Source organism: Anabaena sp. WFMT (genome assembly GCF_051781005.1).
Taxonomy (GTDB): Bacteria; Cyanobacteriota; Cyanobacteriia; order Cyanobacteriales; family Nostocaceae; genus Anabaena.
Genome location: NZ_JBPWOA010000056.1, coordinates 19,684 through 38,666, shown reverse-complemented (window position 1 = coordinate 38,666; position 18,983 = coordinate 19,684). Strand labels below are relative to the sequence as shown.

Genomic DNA, 18,983 nt, shown 5'->3' with positions numbered 1-18,983 from the left:
ATTCAATCAGGTGTTCGTGTTGTAGGTCTAAAAAGACTATGCCGTAGCCGACGATGATTTGTAGCAAGGTGTTTGTTTGTCCAAAGCCTGTCCATCCTGTGGCGATGATTTCTTCCCAGTTACTTTGCCATTCTTCGATTTTGATGCTGGCTTTTTGGCGATATTGTTCTTTTGTATGCCGCTTTCTGGCTTTTTTACAGGCGTATCTGAGTTTGTTTAGGTCTTGACGACTGGCTGCGAAATCACAGTGATCAAGAAAGGTGGCTACTGAGTGGCTGATTGGTTGCAGGTCTTCGTCTAGGAGAAGTGCGCCGCTTTCTGGCTGCATGGGGCAGCGGATGGCGTTGTAGTTGGTGATGCTGTCTTTTCCCCAGGGTTTGGGGTTGGGGAATATTTCTATGTGTCCTGGACGGATGTTGAAGCCGGCATCTTTGAGGGTTTGTTCTAGGGCGCAGGCTAGGTTGAAGGTGGGTATTTTGGCTGTGAAGGGGATGATGAGGTGGTAGCCGCCGCTATAACTTGATTGGATGGGTACTATTTCGACTATGCCGATGTCTTCTAGGGCGGTTTTGATGGTTTGATAGGCTTCTAGGTTATGGTAGTCGCTGAATGTGTCTATGTCTATTGTGGCGTACCGTGTATAGTCAGCAAAGCGTATGCCTACTAGCTTGTCGCTGTTTTGATGCAATCTCCACAGTTCGGATGGCTGGAGGTAATAGTCTTCTGTTCTCCAGGCTGGTTTGCTGAGGAAGTTGTTGGCTGGGGCGATTATGGCACTCCAAGGATGCCAAAAATATGTGACGTACCTTTTCCCTATTTCTGAGGCTGGTTGGTGGGGTTGGTTTTTTTGGCTTTGACGACGACGGGCTGGTTTGGCGAAGTTGTCTGCGTTTTCTGGTAGATACATGACTGGCTTTCCTCGATGTTTTCTGTTTGTTCATCGGGTAGCCGCTAGTTGGCATTGAACCTCTGTGGTTGTAAAAAGCAGCTTTTTGGCTTAAACGTTCTGAAAATTTCTGATTTTTTCTTACTTTTGGGTGTTTTTCAGAAATTAGCTTTCTTATGAACACTTTGTCGGACAAATTCTAACGGTGTTTAATTCTGTCTAGCTTTGTCTAAGTGTTATACAGCGGTTTCAGAACCTAATTGCTTTCTTTTTACAAATGTCTCGGTTTAATGCCTAATTGTTGGTAAACAGGAAACTCATGGACTAGAATGAAGATCAAATTTAAAAATATTCTTAGTCAGGGTTTGATAGCCCTGCTAGCGCGGCTGAGACGACTGATAATCGTTTCGCGGTTTTCTTGATTCATTCCTAGCTGGCTTTCTTTCTGGCTTTAAGGCTGGATTTAAAGCTTTCTATGGTACGTCCAGTCCATGATTGGTGTGTCCATGAGTCTCCTGTTTACCAAGCACCTAGCGGCTATCCAACTTTTTTTTTGTCAGTTGAGATACTCCACTCTCTAGCTGTGACTGTCTTCAGAGGTGGTGATAAGAATTTATCTTCTATTAAAAATTTAGCAGCATTCGTCCGCTGCCCTCGGTACTGGGGATTGGGTACTGGGGATTGGGCTTCCGCCGTGAGCGTCAGCCGAACGGTACTAGGGGTTGGGTATTGGGGAGAATTTGCAAATTTTGGTGAGGATTTGCACTGCTGCCTAATATTTATTGCTATTTCCCAACAACTAGTGTAGTACAGATCATCTGTTAGTTCATCTGTACTACACTGAGATTTAATTCTGTATTTATCTTGAATTCTGTACATAATTTCCTCCAATTTTGACTATTTTTGAGGCGATTGGAGGAGGATTTCGCATTTATAGAGGGACATTTAGGTTTATTTACGTCAATCTCGTTAAAAATCAGAGTTTTTGCGATTTTTGAGAATTTCGTAAAAATTGACAAAAATATCTCCACACTGCACACAATTTATAATAAGATTGTGTACAGTGACAAATGCGGATTGTGTTTAACCTCAACCCCAATTGTCTACAGTAACGAATATGGATTGTGTCTAACTTCAACCCAAACGGTGTGATCTGTGTCCAAACTTCACGCACTGTTAAGGGTAATTAAACGCAACTCCTCCTCAGAATCTCAAAACGGACAAAATGTACTTCTATCTTCCATTTTGTCCTCACCATTTCCATAACTTCATAACCTCCATCAACTCCACGAGACTGAAAGTATTTACTTAAGTGTTAATTGTACTCTAAGACGCTGCGATTAGACTCACAGTGCAAAAAGTTCTGGATAAACAAAACCGATGCAACTATCATATATCGCTTACGGGACAAAAAGAAGTTTTAGGTTATCTTTGTGAAGTTCTGCAACACACATCCTCTTGGGAATGCAACTGGATGAGGTGTTGGAGGTAATTCATCACTAGTACAGCACGGCGTAAATAAACCAACCATTCTCAATCGCTAAAAAGCTTACTCCATATTATTTTTGACTTCCGCGAAGCGGTACTAGATACCAGCCTGGGTTAACGCCTGACTTAAAACTTCAACCAGTGCTAATTGTTCTGCCCAGTCAGCAAGGTAACCATAGTCGAGATTTTCGGCTTGCAGTTTGAGTATTCCCAACACGTCACGCCATTGTTTTTCTGATTGACTGCTCCTTCCCCATAACAGCTTTTGCAGCACTAGGTCTTCTGGGGAAATCACCCAAAAGGCTGGCATTCCTTCGATATCAAGTAACCTCCGGCGGGACATTTGCGAGGACGCAAAGGGCGAATTGTCCATGACGTATAAGTCAGCGTTGGAGATCGTTTCGGTATGGGTGATGTTGAGCATCCTTTCTCGCCCCTGCTTTAAGTCTTCTACCGCTCCGGCTGGACAATAGTAGAGCGCGGCTTCTAGTGTTGTTACCAATAAGTCGATTTGGTTGGCTTGAACGGAGATGACTAAATCTAAATCGCGGGTGGAACGTGGCTCTCCGTGAATTGAACTGGCTACGCCGCCACTGACGTAGTAGGGTATATTAACTGCATTGAGAAAGGTGTGGAGTTCGCCTGCGAGGGCAATGGAATCTTGAATCCAAATTTTTTCATCACCTCCTGTTGGTTGAAACCCTTCTGGCAATTTATCACCTAAAACAGCACGGGTAAAGTGCTGGCGCATTTCTAAGAGCGATGCCTGCGGATGTCGCATTTTTATACCAGCTAGGCTCAGTTTCTTGACTCCACGCTCATGGGCTGCGTACATTTCTACCCTTTGCTTGAGCGCCAGTTGGCGTAATCGGGTAAACAGGTAGATATCTGCGTCAATGTTGGTGTCGGCTGCTTGCGGTTGATAACCAGGCTTGATGGTAGTTGTTGTGTTGCTTTTAGGTATTTGTTGGATATCTGCCAATTTTTGTTCTGCTGTCATACGAGCTATTTCATCCCGTTTGTATCAATTCTCGCTACATTAATCCTTGTAAGTAGATGACCAGCCAAATATTTTACGCAACCGTTGGGAGGGATTGAATTTAAAAATCCAAGTTTTTGGCTCTATTTTAACGTAAAAAGTCCCAAAGTTCCGTAGGGAAACACTTTCTCCTTGTTTGAGCGATTCATAAATTTCTTCGATGGTGGCATCTATAATTTCTTCCACTGTGCCATTTTCTTTATTTATTCGTTGGCCAACGCGGTGTACCAATTCTTTTTTGTCGATAGACATTTTTAGGTTAATATCCCTGCTGCACTCCTTTTCAGTTTACAATCAGGTTGTCGATATCGAATCTAGATATCAAATGCCTGTAAACCCCTCCCGTACTGCTAAACCAACGCCACCAAGCGAGATGATTCGCGTGCCTACTGTACTGATACCAGTAGTACGACAATTAGCGAAAATACACCGCGACGGTCATACAATTGCCTTACTGCAAGGATTAGAAGAATTGATTTCCCAGTTTGACAGCAGCATGGTGATGGAAGCGACGACCGAATTGCAGCACGTAGAGGCGAAGTTGGAGCAAATAGAAACCCAGCTTTCCCAGCAAGGTGCAGGAGTGGAAAGAAAACTGGAAGTCATTGCTAAACATTTAGAAAAATTAGAACGGGCTGTAGCATCTGGTAGATACAATGGTGGTGGTCAAGCGCGAAATAAGCGGTCAGCATATCCTTACCATATGCCGTCAGTGGAATTGCAAGCATTCAAAAATGAAAATTTAGCCCAAAGATTGGGTGTCACTGCCCAAAGCTTGATTGCTGAAAGAGAAAACAAGAGCGAGAAGGAATTTCTCAGTTGGTCGAGGAATCGCGATCCCATGAGTGTTGGCTGGAAATGGAATGCAGAGTCTGGACTGTATCAACCGATGAAGTAAAGAAGTCAGGACTTACGCAACTGGCACAGCGAACCGCTAAAAACAAACCAGGGAAGTTTTTGACTTAAGTTTGTTTTAGGGAATCGCCGACCGTTCACGACGGAGAAGATGTCAATTAGCAGTAAACTAAACAATAAATGATCCAAAACCTGTCATTACCCTACGGGAAGGCTACGCCTACGCAATAATAATTGGGCATTTTTTTAGTTGGAATACTCTTACACTAAAAGCAGTAATTTTGCATTCAGCCATCATAAGGGACATTTAACAACTGTACAGCTTGGCGCTTGGCAACTTCAGGACGCAGATCGTATTTTTGGGTAGTCGCTGGGTCGGAATGACCAGCCAGCCGACTCACAGTTAAAACATCAACACCTGCTTCCAACAAATTACTAATAAACGATCGCCGAAAGTCATGGGGGCTAAAAGGAGCCACACCAGAACTTTTAGCACGTTTTTGGAGAATCACCATCACCGCCTGGTCAGTCATCCGTAAAATATGTACGTGACCACCACGCCGCACCGGACAAATCAAAGCACCAGCAGCATTACCTCTAATATTTAACCAAGCATCTAAAGCCGCCACCGCCCCTGCTGGCAAATACACAGTCCTGAACTTGCCCCCTTTACCCTTGCGGACTTGCAAAGAACCATCTTCTGGCTGATAGTCTGCTAAATCTAAAGCCACCACCTCAGCGCGACGCAAACCAGAACCACAGAGAATAGCGATCAACGCCGCATCACGCACACCAATCCCATCTTGATTTTGCTTGCAATCGCTCAAAAGAGCAGCAATTTCACTAGTTTTCAGCAGCCGTCCCCGCAAAGCCGAATCACCCCGCACACACTTAATATCCACCGCATGGGCGTAGTCATCGGCACTCATCAACCCCAACCGAAAAGCTTCCTTCAACACCCGACGCAAAGCACAAAGCATCCGGTTAACAGTTGCTGGGGCGTACTCTGCCATCAACACAGCGCGAATTGCCGCCGTGTGCTGATAGCGTAATTTTGACCAATCCAAAGACAAAGCATCGTACTCATCCTCCGTTAGCAAGCGAGCGATCGCATTCAGAGCCTTTTGCATTGTCCGCCTGCTGCCAGCAGTTAAACTAGACAAATAGACCGCCGCCGGGTGAAGCGTCAACGGCGTTGGCGTTGCCAATATTAAGTCTGTGTACTGTATTAATTGCTCTGCCATTGAAAGAGCGTGCTTGCGCCTTGTTTTATTGGGTAAACAGAAGTTTTAATAACTTACGATCCATTCTACCCCCACACAGCATCCCCTGCACGCCAATTTCATGACATCAGCACGTACAGAAGCCTTATTATTAGAAGTTGTAGAGTAATCATTTCCCAGTTGAACCACCCTATCCAGCTTTTGAGAGTTCAAGACTCTCTAGTAGTTGATGCCATTATTACTGAGGTGACAGAAAAACATCTAGCAGATGCCAAAACACTATGGGAGCCGCTACTAGGTGGTACTAGGCAAGAAGACGAATATTGGGATTGGGTGGCAAAAAGTCGAGGGTCTAAGTTGTTACCTGGTGACGAACTTTACGCGATTGAGTGTGATGGTATCACCCAAGGTTTAATCATGCTTGATGTGTTGAAAAAACGCTGCCAAATTCAGTCTCAACTCAGACGGAGATTGGTTTACATCAGAGCTTTGGCTACTGCTCCCTGGAATAGACCTGCTATTCTTAATCCTCCCACATATAAAGGTGTGGGTGGCAATTGCATTGATTTTGCGATTTCTCGGAGTTATGGATTAGGTTATCAAGGCAGAATTGGGTTACACGCTCTAGAAGGTGCGTTAGGATTTTACAGAAAGCTGCGAGTGGGGTTACTAGATTGTGGTCCCGATCCAGAAGAACCTGATAATCTTGTGTATTTTGAAACAATAAGGAGAGAGCCATGACCCAATCAATTCCTTTCTCTGTCGGAGATACTGCACTAACACAATCTGAATCTTCTACAAATGGTGTAATTCAGCACAAACGATTGATGGAGTTGATAGAGGCAGAGGATGCTGCTAACGGGGAAGTTGGCTGTGGTCGGGATTGGGGAGAGCGGTTTTCAGTTGATCTCAATACGTCAGGTATCAATATCTCGGATGGCAATTTCCGAACTTTGCTGAGGGAACACTTAGGGCATTTATTGATGGAGCGGGACTTTGATTCCATTACAACCCAGGTAAGTCGCTTTATTGAGTCAAATTTAGTACAGGCGAACGTTCAGCATCAACAACATTTGCCCGTGGGGAGAGAGCAAGTTGTCGAATATATCTCTAATGAAGAACTCAGAGGATTTTTCCAGGCAGAGTTGGGTGAGTTCTGTAATGATGCGATACTTGAGCAGATAATCCAGTTTACTCATGACTGTGTTTATAAAGCTGTGCTTCAGCCGCGACATACCTGGCCTAAACCTCTTTGGGTGCTGACAACTGGTGAGAAAATTTACGTTGCTCAAGCATCTGATTTGGATGATGCTATAAACAAAGTTAAGGCACAGTATCCTCAAGAAACTAGGACGTTAGCAGTTTTGACTGTTGGTGGGATGCTAGGACCATCGCCGGTGATTTGTTTAGAAAGGGCAATCTAGTAGAACTAAGCTATCGCTATCGTGCGCTGACTAGGGAAATTCTCTGCGGCGAGTGGCTGAAATTTTAGGTATCAGTGATCTTGAATTAGAAGATAGGCTCTACGGAGAAGAGGAAATCAAAGATGAAAGTTAGAGGCATAAAACGTGGTCAAAATATCGAAATTTTAGAAACACTTAATAACATTCCAGAGGGGACAGAAATAATAATAGACTTAGAGTTTATTGAAAATCAAATTACAAAACCACAACAAGCATTAACAGAAGCGGAGAAACTAGCAAAACTCAATAAATTATTCGGGGCTTGGAAAAACCAACCTGAATTAACCGAAATATTTGCAGAAATCGACCAAGAACGCCATACTTATCAAGGTAGAATCATAGACTCCATACCATCCCAACGATGAGAGAATTTACCTTTAGTGAACTACCGACACTGACTCGGAATACCGAATACAGTAGGTGATGAGGACATGAATAAGTTAAGCCTACTGCGATGACATTTGAGCATTTAACAACCAGCAGAATATATTAAAGTCCCAACTTTTGCCGGACTACTTCAGCTTTGTCCTTGAAGCCTATCAGCACAGCCGTTCCATCCAGTAGGAAAAGGGGGCGCTTGAGCAGCATTGCATCCTTAGCGAATGCCTCAATCCACTGCTCATCTGTCCAAGTCTTCTTGTCATCACCTAAAGCTCGGTAGGATTGACCAGAAGTATTTCGCATGGCAGTAGAACCCAAAGACTTTACCCAGTTTTCGATCTGGTCACGAGTGGGGGGAGTTTCTTTGGTGTTAATAAACTTATAGTCAATACCGTTGTCTTGAAGCCACTTGAAAGCCTTTTTGCAGGTTCCGCAGTTCGGTATTCCGTAGATTTGAATAGACATAAAAAAGGTTAATCAACATTGTCTTCATTTAATATTACTTGTATATATGCCATTTATTTTAAATTACAAAACTTTCTTTTTAACATACAATTTTAATTACAAAAATATCCGACCTATTGGCAGTAAAATCATAAATTAGTGCAACAGATAAACCAGCTACAATTCCAGTTGTTTTTGTTCGCTTCTTTGTTTCTTGATACTGGCTTCGTGTTGTTGTTGCAGTGCTGACTTGACATAGGGTAAAACTTGTTTGACAAAATAATTAGTTGTTCCTTGGGAGAGGCAGGAACTTCTCACATCCCAGGATTGAATTTCTCTATTCCAAGCTGCTTCCATGATGGGAAAATCATCTCCAGTTCTGCCCAAAGTTAAACACTCTCCATCCCACTCCGCAATGTAGTTTTCCCAGGTAAAGCGAGTTGTTTTCTTAAGATTTAAAAGAGCAGCCACTATGGGTGCAATAGTTTTTGCTTGTTGTTGTTGTTGATGGCGATTTTCTGATTGTTTGATTAAATCTTCTTTGAGGGCAAGCATAGCATGAACTTCCGAGGGGGTCATTTCGCTTTCGGTGGGTAATGTTTCCCAGTCATCACTATTACGTCTAGCCCGCAGAATTTCGCTTTGGTCTTGTGTGCGACGCAAGGAAATTTCAGTGGCAGATATTCGCTCGGCGGTAAAGTCTTTGTCAAGGCAGCAATTTGTATTTGCTAAGAGTAACTTGTCAATATCTGCTGCAAACATCGCTGTGCATTTAATCTGATTGGAACTGATGGACAGATATTGGTTACTGGCAGATAAAGATGAATTAGAAACAGATGCAGATTTATTGCTATCAGATAGCTGTTGGGTACTAGCAGATACAGACTGGGTATGATTCTCCAAGTCTTCTGGTAATAGTTGCATTTGTTCCCCAGCAGCGATTGCTGCTGGTACTGCGGAGCCGATAGCGATACCTGTCGTAGCCTTTGGCACTGCGCTTGGCGCAATGCTTGCGGCGGGCGTAGCCATCGCCTTCTGGTGGGTGTGGGTCGGCTCCGCATTGGCGGAGCCTGTCCGCAGGACATACAGTGGGCGTTTCGCCATCGCTCTTAAAAAAGGTAAATCACGGGTGGGGTTATAATCAACTCCCCGGATTGTTTGCAGTTTTTTCCAGCTACAGTTTTTTAGCTGCGACCCCCGACACCGAAATCCTTCATACTCAAAGGTTAAGCCTTTCATTTCATTACCAATGATGGTAGGGTAAACATCAACCCCCTGGTGCTGAAGTCTACCGATGAAGATTTGGATGTGAGGTTGATTTTCAGCGGCGGCAATGACCATACGTTCCAATCGTTGCTTAGTTGGTTCTGCTGGTGGTGTATTCCGCAATCCGGTGTCATATTCTTCTTGTTCTCGCAACATTCGGCGCTTTTGTCCGGTGGTGGGGGCAGAATAATCAATCTCTGCACTGGGAGTCAGTTGGTATAGATGCCATCTCTGCTCGATTTCTCGTGTCAGTTCTTCGGCACGGGTTTTGTCTTGCCAGTCGTTGATGCGGGTAAAGTTTTCACATTCAAAGGTGTGAATCATGATATGAACGTGAGGCGGTGCATATGGGTTGTGCTGTAGTTGACTTTCTGTGGGTTTATGCTTAATCATCAGCCACAGGTTGTTGGTGTAGCCTAGTCCGTTGATCATGAAGTTGCCAATTTCTAGCCAGTCGTCAGGAGTGAGGCGGTCTGTGTGGTGGGGACTCATGGTGATATGCTTGGTATCTTTGTCGGTACGAGGATTTTGCTGGGATATGGCACGCCATTCTTGGATGATTTGGGCGTAAGTCTGTCCTGCTATGTTGCCACCATACAACTCGAATTCTTTGTGTTTATCCATGAGATAACGCAGTAGACCACCGGGTTTATTGCCAGTAGGAACAACTTTGGTCAGCATTTACCATTCTCCGCTTCAACACTGAAAGATTTAGTCTAAACTTCAAACAAAAGATTGAGGGTGATAACAACCGCCAAGATACCAATAGCGCCAAGACATGGCAGGTAAGGTACAGCGTAAGTGATAACGATATCTGCAATCAGAAAAAATGGCCTCCCACCAGGAGCATTTAATCCCAGTCCTCCCAAAACTTACTGCACCACCAGACTTCCCAGAAGCTTGAAAGCTCATAAGTGTGTTGTTGACTTCTACATCTAATTCCAGTCTTCGTCATCAAAGTCGAACTCATCTGTTGAACTTGCTTCATTTTCGCTGTTGTCATCGACACCGGATAATTGCAGTCTCACTTCGCGCAATTCTGAGCGCACTTCCTCTAATAAATCATCCAAGTTCCTAATCGTGCTAAGTAACTGCTGGTGAGTCACTTTTGATGCAGGTGGATTTTGTTTTAGGAGTGCGATCGCCTGCTGTAAATTCTTCTCTAAATATCTTAGTCTCAGGTCAACTTGTCCCATTTGTACACTCGTTTTCACATTAATAGCTGGCACTTTTGGCGGACTAATGGAACGACCTTCTACTCGTCGTCTAATAAATTCAGCTAGGGGTAAAGCATAGAACTCAGCCATTTTATGCCAGCGACTTTTTTCTGCCGGAGTTAAGCGCAGTAAAAATGATGAAGTTTTTTCCTGTTTACGCTCTGGTGGTGAGGTCATAGCAACGAGCTGAAGGGGTGACAATTGAGAATGTTTTAGAACAAATACAGCAGGAGTCAGGAGTAAAACTCTCTTTCTGTTTAGGTTTCAAGTTAGATTCTGTACCTCATTGATCTGCAATCTGCTGTAGCAATATGTGATACTAGAGAAGATGTGAGACAATCTGAAAATATAGCTGTAGACAAGGTAGTTAGGACATTCGCCAAAACTAAAACTTAGACACTTAAACCCGGATTTCTCACTGTCAAGAGTCACCTGTCACCTGCTATAGTTGATGTCCTAATCTTGATGGCTATAGCTATAATTAGCTGAAGGTTAATGCGGATAGCGATTGCACTATAAGACTTAGCAAGTTTTAAAATTTTGTATATACGTCCTCCCTGCTTGCTTCCAAAGTGATTGTGCTATTACCGTGTATGTTGTGATTGAATTCCACATTATGGGTGTGGTCATGCAATCAGCATCCATCAAGAGAAGTATTTTCAATCAATTGAATATTTTTATGTAGAAAATACCGTGTTCATAGAGGGTAATTTTTGCAATAGACTTGTCGTGAAAAGAGGGGCTAGGTACTGGTAATTGGGGATGGGACAAATAAGATATTTATGAGTTTTTGGTGTAATTTCATCGCATGGAGTCTCTTGCATGAATCATTTCAAAATAGGTCGATTACTTTGAAGAATTTGGCATATTAAATCCCCTGACAATCAAGGATAATTGTTTCAACAAATTGGATTGTTCGTAGAAAACCTGGCTCTACCGCTACTTTTATGCTACGGCATTAAAATCAAAAGTTTATAGGGAAATATGAAAACATTAAAGCAACGCATCCGATCAATAATTGGGGGTGGACTACCATATTAGCAACGATTTTGCGACATTTGAGGGTTGTCACTGAGCTATTTACCGGATTATTGAGCGATTACAAAGCAACAATTGTCAAAGCAACAATTGTAATTATCGTATTTCTCCAAATTGCTGGATATATTCTACTAATTGTTTGGTATAACCACCTTCAGAAAGTCTGTCTAAATTCCCCACGAGGATAAACAGTTCTCTGGCTCGGCTGACAGCAACATTGAGTAAATTCGGTTTGCGATTAATAAACCAAAGGCTATCAGTAGGTTCTGATTGGCGAGTTGAGAAGATTATCGCAGATTTTTGACCACCTTGGAAGGTGTGGACTGTGCCAATACTATTGGCTGAAAAGTCGGAAGAGCGTGATTGTAACCGTTCTTGCAAGGCATTTGCTTGGCGACGATAAGGTGAAATTACGCCTATTGTGTTTTGATTGCTAGTATTTTGATTGTTGGGAGAATTGAAGCTGTAACCTGCCTCTAGCAATTGGGCAATTAACGTTTCTACTACATCAACTTCTGCCCAATTGATGTGGTTTTCTGGCTTTCCTTCAATATGGCAAGCAATCAGGTTAGCACCTAACAGAGAAGGTTTGGGTTCTGTTTTGATGATCATGCCATAATTGCACAGGCGATCGCTAATATCGGCAATCACTGGCACACACCGATAATGATATTTGAGGATAATGCCGTTACCAATGTCTTCTGGTTGTGCTGATGCTCCTGCCGCTCGGTGATAAGCTGTGGTAGCGGTAGGACTGTAGCAGTCATAATCTGCATCTGTAAGTCCCCTTTCCAGGAAGGATTTACCGCGATATTCTTCTTTCTTCTGGTCGCTTAAATTAATGACTGGTTCTAGTTGCAAGGGGTCGCCGACAATCAAAGCCTGACGACACCGCACTAAGACGGGAAAGACCTGATGGGGGGGAATTTGACCGGCTTCATCTACAATGACTTGGTTGATACAACCGCTATCAGGATAGGGGAACAGACGGCGAATAGAATGCAAAGTACTCAAGAAAACGGGAAACAAGAGGCTGATATCACGATAAATGTTTCGCCAATTTAAGGACATCTGACGAAAAGCGTCCCATTCGTTATTTAACACCCCAATGTAAGTTTTAATAGCAGCCATGACTTCATCTTTTCGTCTTCGAGCTTCCTGTTGTTGAAATTGCCAAGCACACTCAAATAACTGTACTTGCAGTGTGTGCAATTCGGTGTAGAAACGACTGTAGAAATCTTGGTTAGGATAAGTTGCAAGCCGATTTTGGATTTGTTGTTGCTGGTGTTTTCGGTCAGCTATTTGACGTTGTAAGTCGGTAAATTGGCGTTGTAATAATTCTAGCTGTTGGTGTCTGTGGTTAAGTTGATTTTGTAGTTGTTGCCAATCAGATACTTCTTTCAGTAGCTGGGAAACACTTTGGCAGGCTGCTACTAAAGATTCAATTGTCAGGGGAATTTGAAAGGGAAAGGGTGTAGCTAAGGTTGCCAATACGGGCATTTCTATTTGTTTATGTAAGCGTTTGAGAATATGGCGTGGGCTGCTTCTGGTTATCTGTTGCCAGAATCGTTTAATCGTTTGCCATAGTTTAATTCTCTGCAATAGTTTGATTGTTTGTAATAGTTTAATTGTTTGCAATAGTCGAATCAACCAGTTGTGGTTTTGACCTAAAAATTGCCTGGTACTTTCATGAGGTAAGGAATGACTTGCTGTGTTCAAGTGTTGCTCTATCTGCTGGTACGCTTCAAGGGGAAATTTGGAGTAGTCGCGTGAGGGGTTTAATGGTGAGGGGGGTTGGGAGTCATAGTAATGCCGTGATGGAGTTCGTGATGACGATGGTGGGAATTCAAAATTTGAGTTAGGAGAAACGTTTCTCCTAAGTTCTGAGGTAACATCTACGGGGTCTATTCGTGAGGGATGTTGAGAGTCCCAATAGTAGTTTGGTGATTGGTTTAATGGTAGTGGATATTGAGGCTCTGGGTCTTTCTGTGAGGGGCTTGGGGATGATGGTGGGAATTCAAAATCTGAATTAGGAGAAACGTTTCTCCTAGATTTTATGGGGTTATTTATGGCTTGATGATAAACATGAGAGTTGTTCGGTGATGGGGGAAATGGTAATGGGGAGTGAGGGCGAGAGTTGTTTTGAGAGGAGTCTGTCGGTGATGACGATGGAGGCTGTAACTCAGAATTGGAGTTAGGAGAAACGTTTCTCCTAGATTCTAGGGTGACATCTACAGGCTCTATTGGTGAGCCAGACTGAGAGTAGTTCTGTAATGTATTAAATGGTGATGGCGACTGATGTTCTTGATGTTCTGAGTAGTCAAGTGAGGAGTTGGCTGATAATGGCGAGTGAGCAAGAGAGTGGTTACGTGAGGAGTTAGCTGATAATGGGGGTTGTAACTCAAAATTGGAGTTAGGAGAAACGTTTCTCCTAAATTCTGGATTCACTTCTAGAAAGCTATTTATCGCCTCTTGCAGCCGTTGTACATCTCTATCTAGCTGCTCTAATAACTGCTCATCAGCAATCTTCTGTTGTTGGTAATATTCATCTTGCTTGATGTGAAATTGTAGTTGCTGCACAAGAGCTAACAATTGTTGCTTGGCTGATTCCCATGCTGTTGGGTTAAAGGTTTCTCTTGCTAGTGAGTCGAGTGCAGCTTGCAAAGAGGGCAAAACTTGGATATCAACTAATTCTTTGGAGCCGCCTGATAAGTAGAAGCAGTTCTGGGGAAAGTGGCTCTCTAGGAGTTCTTCAACGTTGTTGACTGCATGGTTGTTGGTACTGGTGACTAAAGTTAGGTTACTTTCGTCTTCAGCTTCTGTGGCTAATTGCACGGCGCGGTGGACTACTTGTTGTGCTATTTTGTGTAACAGCAATGTGGTTTTACCATTCCCCGGTGGTCCAATTACGGCGGTGAGGGGTTGGGATTGGCAATGTTTGAGAGCCTGGGCTTGATAGTCATCGGGGGGTAAGGTCGGGAACGCACCGAGAAATAGTAAGTCGTGTTGGGGTGCTATTCGTTGTCCAAATAAGTATTCGTAAGCAGGATGTCCAGGGACTGCCCAATCCCATTTTCGCTGTTCGCTGATTTTCTGGAAGTCTTTGTTGAGGTTATGGTTGAAGGCGACGTAGCCAAAGTTTAGCAGGTAGGGAAGCAGTTTTGAGCGCACGGGAAAGGGTGGTAATTCAATCAGTCCGATAAAGTCTTGTAGGGTTTTAAAGGGACGATTGAAGGTGGTTTCCAGAAAAACTTTGAGTCCTTCTTTGGTGACTAGGGATTCAGCAGTTTCTTCTTCTAGTCCATACCACTGCATTAAGTTGGGGATGACGGGTTGAAACTCGAAGGTGGTTAAGTCCCAGCCGCTTTGGCGATAATTACCATTAAAGATAGGAGAAATGTCGATGGTAAAGAGGGGGCGAAATTGACGGCGATTTCCTTCGATGAGATAAAGCTGGGGGAAGGCTACGGCGATTGATAGTGGGTTGGTTTGAGGTTTGGCTTGAGATTTGGTTTTTGAGGTTTTGAAGGGTTGTTTGAGTTGTTTGAATAAGGATTCGTCTAGCAGTAATTTGTCGCCTACTAAATTTACACCAGAGTCCCAGATATGGGGTTGCTCGTCATCACCAGCTTCGACTTTGGCATTAGTCAAGTTCTCAATGTGGATGTAATGCAGCCAGGTTTGGAGCAAGTCGCGAATCTGTGACTCTTGTGCCATTGTTCGTCTCCTCCTAGAGTTGCCACTGAAGCACAAACTACGAGAATTTACGAACTATGTCATCTAACAAATGGCTGAATTTTGTCAGGGCTTATACATAAAGGTTGAATAGCGAGTATATTTTCCCATTTAGGCATCTCGGATCATTAGAGTTCTCCGATAGTGCAGCGTGGCGTATGACTCCTACGTCGTCACGCAAGCTATAGCCATAAATTAGGTTTTGACCCTTGATTTGTAAAGCTTTAAGGTTAACTCGCGGATATGTCTAATGCCAATGCAGCAACTAGTAAAATAAAATTATCCTCCACTTAAACCCCATCATGGTTATCCCAGAACTCGAACAACAACTCCTTCAGCTTTCCCCCAACGAAAAACTGTATATTATCCAACTCCTTGCCCAAAGCCTCACCATACAAAACACCCAGCCAGAGCAACCAAGCAAACTCTCAGAATTCTTCCGTCAATCCCCCCTGGCTGAACTTATTCCTTCTTGATAATAATTAGAGTTTTCTGGTTGGGAAGGAATTTTGCGTTTTGAGTCTAGCTGAATTACTTCAGCTAAAGGTTTTTTCTTTGCCATTGATGATACCCTTTGATGTTTGATGTTTACCTAACTGTGTGAGAATGCCCCCACCAAGCTGGCGCGGTGTAGCGGCGAGAGGATGTCAATTGTTTTTATAGTCTAATAGATTGTCACCACCTCACTCACTCAAAAGTGGTGAGCATTGGTTGGAGGTTTCTAGGTAAGTCCTATTGATCATCACCTAGTAAAGCTTCGAGTTTACTCAGGAGGGTTTCTAGTTTCTTTTGCTTGGCAGGTTGTTCCCAGAGTTTACGCTTGCTAATGCGCTGGGTGATGTTTTTGAGACGCTCTGGTATTTGGTTGGGTGATTTTGAGAATGGGGGTTGAGCCGGTTGGGTGTTAGCAGCGATTTGTGCTTTGATTTCACTTAAAGACCAGTTATGTGCGATCGCTTGGTCTAAGAGTTGTGTACAGAGAGCATTATCTTTAACTCGTGCCAAGGCTTGTGCTTTGGTATACTCTAGTTTGCCCTCTCGCAATGCTGTTAAAATCTCCAGAGGCAGATTGAGTAAGGGTAGGCGCTTGGTGGTGAAGGACAGCCAATTCATCATTCCCAAGCTTTCAAACACCTCTTGTACTTTTTTTACTTTCTCTTCATCTGGGTTAGGAGAAACGTTTCTCCTAGATTCTTTTTCCTCAGTGATGCCGGAGTCAGAAGAAACATTTTGCCTAGCTTCATCCTTTGGTTCTGACTCCTCAGTTAAGGAAACGGAAGTATCCGCATCTTGTGAAACATTGCTCCTAGATTCATCCTTTAGTTCTGACTCCTCAGTTAAGGAAACGGAAGTATCCGCATTTTGTGAAACATTGCTCCTAGATTCTGTTTCTTCAGTGATGCTAGAGTCAGGAGAAATATTTTCCCTAGCTTCATCCTTTGGTTCTGACTCCTCAGTTGGGGAAACTGAGGAAACGGAAGTATTCGCGTCTTGTGAAACGTTTTTCCGAGATTTCTTAAGTGTGGTTGTTCCTGAGTTGGGAGAAATGTTTTTCCCAGATGCGGTAGCATCTATTATTTCCGAGTTAGAAAAAACATCGCTACCAGATTCCGTCTCATCGGTTGTTTCGGAGTTAGGAGAAACGTTTCTCCCAGATTGTGTTTCTTCAGTTATTTCTGAGTGAGTCGAAACATTGCTAGGAGATTCTGAAGTTGTTTCTCCGTTTTCGGTGGGTGAAACAGAATCACTCAGGTCAGTCGAAACATGACTAGGAGATTCCGTCTCATCAGTCGTTTCTGAGTTAGGAGAAACGTTTCTCCTAGATTGCTCTTCAGAGTTTTTTAACTGCTTTTCACCTTTGCTACTGGCATTTTTCATCCGGTACAGCAAGGATTTGACCGCTTCCACATCCGACTCTAGGCGAATAGCCAAAAGATGCAAGATGCCTTCTGTTTCTTCAACTGGGTTGAGGTCTTGTCGTTGCAGGTTTTCAATCAAGGCTAACTGAAACGCTTGGTCATCGGATAACTTACGCACAACCACTGGCACTTCTTCCAGTCCTACTTCTGTGGCTGCGCGATAGCGCCGTTCTCCGGCTACTAATTCGTATTTCCCTCCTGTTAGTGGACGCACCAAGAGGGGTTGGAGGATGCCATGCTGTTTAACTGATGCAACTAATTCTGCTAATGCTTGGGGGTCAAAGTAGCGTCTGGGTTGCTGTGGAGGCAGGTGAATGTTTTGGAGTTTGACTTTACTTTCAGCAGTGGGTGGGGTGTCTGCTTCCACTGAGGATAACCAAGGGGCAGGGGGTGGGGTGGTAATTTGACCAGCAAAGGGTTTTTCGGTGCGTTTGCGTATCATGCGAGGGACTCCAGAGCAGAAGCGATTTCTTTAAGAATACTAACGGCAGGATGTTTGGGGTCACATACTGCTAGGGGCGCACGTTCTTCTGTGGCATCGACAAAGGCGGTAGCTCTGGGGATGGGTGGGAAAATCCGACCCCATGCTGAAAGTTGTGCGAGTATGGCGGCTAATGCTCGTTTATCGGCTGAGTTTTGTTGAGCATAGCGGGTGGGAACAAAGCCTGCTATCTGTAATTTGCGGTTGGGTTTGTTTTTTACTTGGGTGATGGTTTGCAAAAGTTCATCTGTTCCCTCGAAGGCTTTGAGATGGGTTTCGATGGGGACGAGGACGTGGGTGGCGGCGACTAGGGAGATATAAGAAAGTAATCCTAAGCTGGGGGGACAGTCAATAAGGATGAAGTCGTAGGCATCTAGAACTGGTTCTAGGGATTCTTTGAGGCGCAAGTCGCGCATGGCGGCACTAACTAGCTGCATTTCGGCTCCGCTCAGGAGTCGGTTAGCTGGTGCTATGTCCATGCCATGAATGCCAGTATGAATGGGTAAGGGCTGTTCGTCAATAATGGCATCAGCTACGGTTTTTTGTAATTGAGATGGGACTAAACCCATGAATTTGGTTAAGGAGGCTTGGGGGTCGATGTCGATGAGAAGGACACGATGTTTTTGTTGGGCTAGGTGGTAGCCCAGGTTTTGGGTGAGTGTTGATTTGGCGACACCACCTGCTTGGTTAAAGAGGGCTATGATGCGACACTGTTCTCGAGAATTTGACACTGGCTTTCGTTCCTAAAGGTAGGATGGCTTTAGTGAATCGGCTCGTTTTTATTTTCCAGTTTATTCAAAATAGTACACAGTTTCAAAGCACGCTGGGGAGTAGTTTGTCTTCAGTTTAGATACAAAACATCCATAGAAACCACGCAAAAAAAAAGCAGGAAGCAGTGCGAAAACCGAATGTTAAGTTAATTGTCGCTCCTTTTCCTGAGATTCAACGAGGGTCTAACCAGTTTTTTTCAACAATTCTCTGAAAGGGGTTTTTTGTACAAACCCTCGAAAAGGGGGATTAGGATTTTTATGATTGAGAAACGGCAGATTTTCTAAGATAACGTCTCATTATTCTTTAGACTTTGAGAGAATTGCATTTTGAGACATGAAAAGAGACATGATTTTGGTATGTCTCAAAAAGTACAGTTTCTGAGACACGGTGGTGGGAAAAGCTTTGCTGATAAAGATTTGAAGATAATAATGCCAAACCTCGTTTTTGCTATTCCCCTTTTTCGAGGGGACGTACAAAAAACCCCAGTCGGGTCATCATGGGCAGACAGGGAGTCATACCTGAGTCTGGTAGATGGGACTTTCACCCATATCAGACCGAGAGTTCAACCTTTTTCCATGATTGGATTAGGTTGGTTGGCTTATGTACGGACTGATTACCGTGATTCAGCTAACATCGAATCGCACTACCTCTCTTGGTCGTATTCACAATGCTTCTACAGCCGTTGAACCTTCGTAATTTGATCAAGGTATTGCAACTTAAAAAATATTTTTCTTTTTTCCGTAATACTTAGAAATATCTTTGTAGTTGCATTGTACA

General features: G+C 43.6%; 15 protein-coding genes and 1 pseudogene. 5 read left to right on the top strand and 11 right to left on the bottom strand.

What is annotated here, in order from left to right; all coding sequences use genetic code 11:
* From ACSQ6I_RS27210 to ACSQ6I_RS27195, 4 genes and pseudogenes are all read right to left on the bottom strand, one after another.
* Window positions 1-907: pseudogene (locus ACSQ6I_RS27210) on the bottom strand (hypothetical protein); the annotation flags it as partial.
* Between the two features lie 516 nt (window positions 908-1,423).
* Window positions 1,424-1,765, bottom strand: coding sequence for a hypothetical protein (locus tag ACSQ6I_RS27205; RefSeq protein WP_438893268.1), 342 nt, complete (start codon window positions 1,763-1,765; stop codon window positions 1,424-1,426).
* 706 nt (window positions 1,766-2,471) lie between these two features.
* A complete protein-coding gene (locus ACSQ6I_RS27200) occupies window positions 2,472-3,374 on the bottom strand; it encodes a hypothetical protein (protein ID WP_438893267.1) in 903 nt (300 codons plus the stop codon).
* A 39-nt stretch (window positions 3,375-3,413) separates the two neighbouring features.
* Complete coding sequence (locus ACSQ6I_RS27195; RefSeq protein WP_438893266.1) at window positions 3,414-3,665, bottom strand: HU family DNA-binding protein; 252 nt, start codon at window positions 3,663-3,665, stop codon at window positions 3,414-3,416.
* 73 nt (window positions 3,666-3,738) lie between these two features.
* Here ACSQ6I_RS27195 and ACSQ6I_RS27190 point away from each other — a divergent pair, with 73 nt between their 5' ends.
* On the top strand, window positions 3,739-4,311 hold the full coding sequence (locus tag ACSQ6I_RS27190; protein ID WP_438893265.1) for a hypothetical protein: 573 nt from the start codon (window positions 3,739-3,741) through the stop codon (window positions 4,309-4,311).
* 244 nt (window positions 4,312-4,555) lie between these two features.
* On the opposite strand, the gene ACSQ6I_RS27185 is transcribed toward ACSQ6I_RS27190, so the two are convergent.
* Complete coding sequence (locus ACSQ6I_RS27185; protein WP_438893264.1) at window positions 4,556-5,512, bottom strand: tyrosine-type recombinase/integrase; 957 nt, start codon at window positions 5,510-5,512, stop codon at window positions 4,556-4,558.
* Window positions 5,513-5,692: 180 nt separating this feature from the next.
* Between ACSQ6I_RS27185 and ACSQ6I_RS27180 the strand changes: the two genes are divergently transcribed.
* From ACSQ6I_RS27180 to ACSQ6I_RS27170, 3 genes are all read left to right on the top strand, one after another.
* Complete coding sequence (locus ACSQ6I_RS27180; RefSeq protein WP_438893263.1) at window positions 5,693-6,232, top strand: hypothetical protein; 540 nt, start codon at window positions 5,693-5,695, stop codon at window positions 6,230-6,232.
* Complete coding sequence (locus ACSQ6I_RS27175) at window positions 6,229-6,915, top strand: hypothetical protein (protein WP_438893262.1); 687 nt, start codon at window positions 6,229-6,231, stop codon at window positions 6,913-6,915. The genes ACSQ6I_RS27180 and ACSQ6I_RS27175 overlap by 4 nt, the downstream gene beginning before the upstream one ends.
* 122 nt (window positions 6,916-7,037) lie before the next feature.
* Complete coding sequence (locus ACSQ6I_RS27170; protein ID WP_438893261.1) at window positions 7,038-7,319, top strand: hypothetical protein; 282 nt, start codon at window positions 7,038-7,040, stop codon at window positions 7,317-7,319.
* Window positions 7,320-7,443: 124 nt separating this feature from the next.
* Here the strand turns inward: ACSQ6I_RS27170 and ACSQ6I_RS27165 are convergent, their stop codons facing one another.
* From ACSQ6I_RS27165 to ACSQ6I_RS27140, 6 genes are all read right to left on the bottom strand, one after another.
* The gene (locus ACSQ6I_RS27165) at window positions 7,444-7,800 is read right to left on the bottom strand and encodes a Spx/MgsR family RNA polymerase-binding regulatory protein (RefSeq protein WP_438893260.1); all 357 of its coding nucleotides are present in this window, start codon (window positions 7,798-7,800) and stop codon (window positions 7,444-7,446) included.
* 156 nt (window positions 7,801-7,956) lie between these two features.
* Window positions 7,957-9,726, bottom strand: coding sequence for a relaxase/mobilization nuclease domain-containing protein (locus ACSQ6I_RS27160; protein WP_438893259.1), 1,770 nt, complete (start codon window positions 9,724-9,726; stop codon window positions 7,957-7,959).
* Between the two features lie 254 nt (window positions 9,727-9,980).
* Window positions 9,981-10,439: a hypothetical protein gene (locus ACSQ6I_RS27155; protein WP_438893258.1), complete on the bottom strand. Its 459-nt coding sequence runs from the start codon at window positions 10,437-10,439 to the stop codon at window positions 9,981-9,983.
* Between the two features lie 957 nt (window positions 10,440-11,396).
* Complete coding sequence (locus ACSQ6I_RS27150) at window positions 11,397-15,017, bottom strand: AAA domain-containing protein (protein ID WP_438893257.1); 3,621 nt, start codon at window positions 15,015-15,017, stop codon at window positions 11,397-11,399.
* Window positions 15,018-15,767: 750 nt separating this feature from the next.
* Window positions 15,768-17,396, bottom strand: a complete 1,629-nt coding sequence (locus ACSQ6I_RS27145; RefSeq protein WP_438893256.1) for a ParB/RepB/Spo0J family partition protein — start codon at window positions 17,394-17,396, stop codon at window positions 15,768-15,770.
* Window positions 17,393-18,166 (bottom strand): ParA family protein, encoded by a 774-nt coding sequence (locus tag ACSQ6I_RS27140; RefSeq protein ID WP_438893255.1) that lies wholly within the window; start codon window positions 18,164-18,166, stop codon window positions 17,393-17,395. The genes ACSQ6I_RS27145 and ACSQ6I_RS27140 overlap by 4 nt, the downstream gene beginning before the upstream one ends.
* Window positions 18,167-18,562: 396 nt before the next feature.
* Here ACSQ6I_RS27140 and ACSQ6I_RS27135 point away from each other — a divergent pair, with 396 nt between their 5' ends.
* On the top strand, window positions 18,563-18,892 hold the full coding sequence (locus ACSQ6I_RS27135; RefSeq protein WP_438893254.1) for a hypothetical protein: 330 nt from the start codon (window positions 18,563-18,565) through the stop codon (window positions 18,890-18,892).
* Window positions 18,893-18,983 lie beyond the last annotated feature (91 nt).

Bases quoted from the DNA above. Each gene is read 5' to 3' on its own strand.
- ACSQ6I_RS27205 (WP_438893268.1), bottom strand. From the start codon at position 1,765: ATGTACAGAATTCAAGATAAATACAGAATTAAATCTCAGTGTAGTACA.
- ACSQ6I_RS27200 (WP_438893267.1), bottom strand. From the start codon at position 3,374: ATGACAGCAGAACAAAAATTGGCAGATATCCAACAAATACCTAAAAGC.
- ACSQ6I_RS27195 (WP_438893266.1), bottom strand. From the start codon at position 3,665: ATGTCTATCGACAAAAAAGAATTGGTACACCGCGTTGGCCAACGAATA.
- ACSQ6I_RS27190 (WP_438893265.1), top strand. From the start codon at position 3,739: ATGCCTGTAAACCCCTCCCGTACTGCTAAACCAACGCCACCAAGCGAG.
- ACSQ6I_RS27185 (WP_438893264.1), bottom strand. From the start codon at position 5,512: ATGGCAGAGCAATTAATACAGTACACAGACTTAATATTGGCAACGCCA.
- ACSQ6I_RS27175 (WP_438893262.1), top strand. From the start codon at position 6,229: ATGACCCAATCAATTCCTTTCTCTGTCGGAGATACTGCACTAACACAA.
- ACSQ6I_RS27170 (WP_438893261.1), top strand. From the start codon at position 7,038: ATGAAAGTTAGAGGCATAAAACGTGGTCAAAATATCGAAATTTTAGAA.
- ACSQ6I_RS27165 (WP_438893260.1), bottom strand. From the start codon at position 7,800: ATGTCTATTCAAATCTACGGAATACCGAACTGCGGAACCTGCAAAAAG.
- ACSQ6I_RS27160 (WP_438893259.1), bottom strand. From the start codon at position 9,726: ATGCTGACCAAAGTTGTTCCTACTGGCAATAAACCCGGTGGTCTACTG.
- ACSQ6I_RS27155 (WP_438893258.1), bottom strand. From the start codon at position 10,439: ATGACCTCACCACCAGAGCGTAAACAGGAAAAAACTTCATCATTTTTA.
- ACSQ6I_RS27150 (WP_438893257.1), bottom strand. From the start codon at position 15,017: ATGGCACAAGAGTCACAGATTCGCGACTTGCTCCAAACCTGGCTGCAT.
- ACSQ6I_RS27145 (WP_438893256.1), bottom strand. From the start codon at position 17,396: ATGATACGCAAACGCACCGAAAAACCCTTTGCTGGTCAAATTACCACC.
- ACSQ6I_RS27135 (WP_438893254.1), top strand. From the start codon at position 18,563: ATGTCTCAAAAAGTACAGTTTCTGAGACACGGTGGTGGGAAAAGCTTT.